The 2,098-nt window shown below is 66.8% G+C and carries 4 protein-coding genes; 2 read left to right on the top strand and 2 right to left on the bottom strand.

Features of this window, described 5'->3' with window-relative positions; all coding sequences use genetic code 11:
- On the top strand, positions 1-614 hold a 614-nt coding region (locus KH616_RS24420; RefSeq protein WP_292253805.1), incomplete at its 5' end, for an SAM-dependent methyltransferase.
- A gap of 12 nt (positions 615-626) precedes the next feature.
- Complete coding sequence (locus KH616_RS24415; RefSeq protein ID WP_292253803.1) at positions 627-821, top strand: DUF2905 domain-containing protein; 195 nt, start codon at positions 627-629, stop codon at positions 819-821.
- A gap of 75 nt (positions 822-896) precedes the next feature.
- Here KH616_RS24415 and KH616_RS24410 read toward each other — a convergent pair whose 3' ends face one another.
- Together KH616_RS24410 and KH616_RS24405 are read right to left on the bottom strand one after the other, a co-directional pair.
- Entirely contained in the window at positions 897-1,118 is a 222-nt protein-coding gene (locus KH616_RS24410; protein ID WP_292253801.1) for a hypothetical protein, read from the bottom strand.
- Positions 1,119-1,236: 118 nt separating this feature from the next.
- Positions 1,237-2,098, bottom strand: an 862-nt coding sequence (locus KH616_RS24405) for an AGE family epimerase/isomerase (protein WP_292253799.1), incomplete at its 5' end; no start/stop codon positions are given.

The raw sequence follows: 2,098 nt of genomic DNA, 5'->3' as shown, positions 1-2,098 counted from the left end.
CGGACGGCGCGTGGCGCGAGCGCGGCGTCGCGCTCGATGCGCGGCAGGCGTTCGTGTTCGAGGATCGACCGGCCGCCGATGTCCCGCGCGCACTCGACGCGCTCGTCGACATGCCCGACGGCTATGTGACCGAAACGCACGAAGCGGCGCTCGCGTTCACGCGCACCGTGTGCACGATGCTGGCGCGGGGCGCGGTGTTCCTGATCGACTATGGCTTTCCGGCGCACGAGTATTACCATCCGCAGCGCGATCGCGGCACGCTGATGTGCCACTACCGGCATCGTGCGCATGACGATCCGTTCCTCTATCCGGGCCTGCAGGACATCACCGCGCACGTCGAGTTTTCCGGCATCTACGAGGCGGGTGTCGCAACGGGCGCCGACCTGCTCGGCTACACGTCGCAGGCGCGTTTCCTGCTGAACGCCGGCATCACCGACGCGCTCGCCGCGATCGACCCGTCCGACGTCCGTGAATTCCTGCCCGCCGCGAACGCTGTGCAGAAGCTGATCTCGGAAGCCGAGATGGGCGAGCTGTTCAAGGTGATCGCGTTTTCGCGCGGGATCGACGGCACGCTCGAATCGTTCGTGCGCGGCGACCGCTCGCACGCGCTCTGACCGGAGCGGGCGATGCTGCGCTGGCTGATGGCGTCGTTCGTCGCGATGATGATCCTGACGCGCTGCTGGCCGTGGCTCGGCAGGATCGGCGTCGGACGGCTGCCGGGCGACGTGACGCTCAGGCTCGGCGCACGGCGTTATCCGTTTCCGTTCATGTCGGCGCTGCTGATCACGATGCTGGTGTCGATGGCGGTGAGGCTCGCCTGACGCGCGGGGCGCGGTGACGGCGGCGAGACTCCGTTCGCGGCGCCCGCGCGGCGGCGCGAGGACGCGGCCTGCGCGTCACAGTTCGATTTCGCCGAGAATCCGGTGCGCGAGCGCCTTCGCCTCGTCGAATGCTTCTTCCTCGTTGGGGCTGGTGCTGCCGACATCGTAGACCGTGTTGTCGGGTATGTCGCCCTCGTCCCGGGTCAGGATCACGTAGCCTTCGAACTGGCCGTTGCCGGCCTGCCGGGTGTGCGCCTTGGCCGTATAGATGCCTTTTGTGAACGTGTTGATGTCCATGATGCTTCTCCCGCAAAAGGACACTTCATCGTAGCACCGCGCCGCAACATGTACAGCGGTTCATGCATCCGCGACCGGCGCGCGCGGATGCGTCGCCGGCCGGCGGCGCGCCGTCTCGCTACTGCGTCGGATCGCGGCGCGCGGCGCACGCGAGTGTCGAGAGCACGTCGTAGCATGCGCCCATCGTGTGATAGTCGGTCTTGCCGGCAGGACTCTTTTCGTCGCTGTACTTGCGGTTGTCGCAGGTGAGGATCCGATACCACGCGCCGTAGCGGTGATCGACGAAATACGTCCAGCTGTAGCGCCAGATCTCGTCGTACCAGTCCCAGAACCGTTCGCTGCCGCTGCGCGCGCCGAGCATCGCGGCTGCGGCGAGGGTTTCCGCCTGCACCCAGAAGTACTTGTTGTGGTCGCAGATCGTGAAGTCGGGGCCGAAGCCGTAGTAGAGCCCGCCGTGATCGCTGTCCCACGCGTGCGTGAGCGCCGCGTCGAACAGCTCGGTCGCGCGCGGCAGCAGCCAGTCGCGCGGCCGGTGCCGTTCGAGGATCAGCAACAGCTTCGCCCATTCGGTCTGGTGTCCCGGCTGGAAACCCCACGGCCGGAAAATGTTCGAACTGTCCTCCCGGTTGTAGTCCCAGTCGACCGACCAGTCCGCGTGATAGTGCTCCCAGACAAGTCCGTTCGACAGCGCCGCCTGTCGTTGCGTGATATGCGACGCGACCTTTTCCGCGCGGTCGAGATAGGTGAGATGGCCGGTCGCTTCGTATGCGGCGAGCAGTGCCTCGGTCATGTGCATGTTGGCGTTCTGGCCGCGGTAGGTCGACACGATCCAGTTCGGCGACGCGTCGTCCGCGTAGAGACCGGCGGCGGCGTCCCAGAAACGATGCTCGGCAAGCTCGTAGGTCGCCGCGATCAGCGGACGCGCCTCCTCGATGCCCGCCATCGCCGCGTGAGCGGCGGCCAGCAGCACGAATGCGAGG

Origin of the sequence: Burkholderia sp. (assembly GCF_018375725.1) — a bacterium.
Taxonomy (GTDB): domain Bacteria; phylum Pseudomonadota; class Gammaproteobacteria; order Burkholderiales; family Burkholderiaceae; genus Burkholderia.
This window is presented reverse-complemented; position numbering and strand designations above follow the sequence as displayed.

What these genes read in the sequence shown, in the direction of transcription:
- KH616_RS24415 (WP_292253803.1), top strand. Translation starts at nt 627, where the DNA reads ATGCTGCGCTGGCTGATGGCGTCGTTCGTCGCGATGATGATCCTGACG.
- KH616_RS24410 (WP_292253801.1), bottom strand. Translation starts at nt 1,118, where the DNA reads ATGGACATCAACACGTTCACAAAAGGCATCTATACGGCCAAGGCGCAC.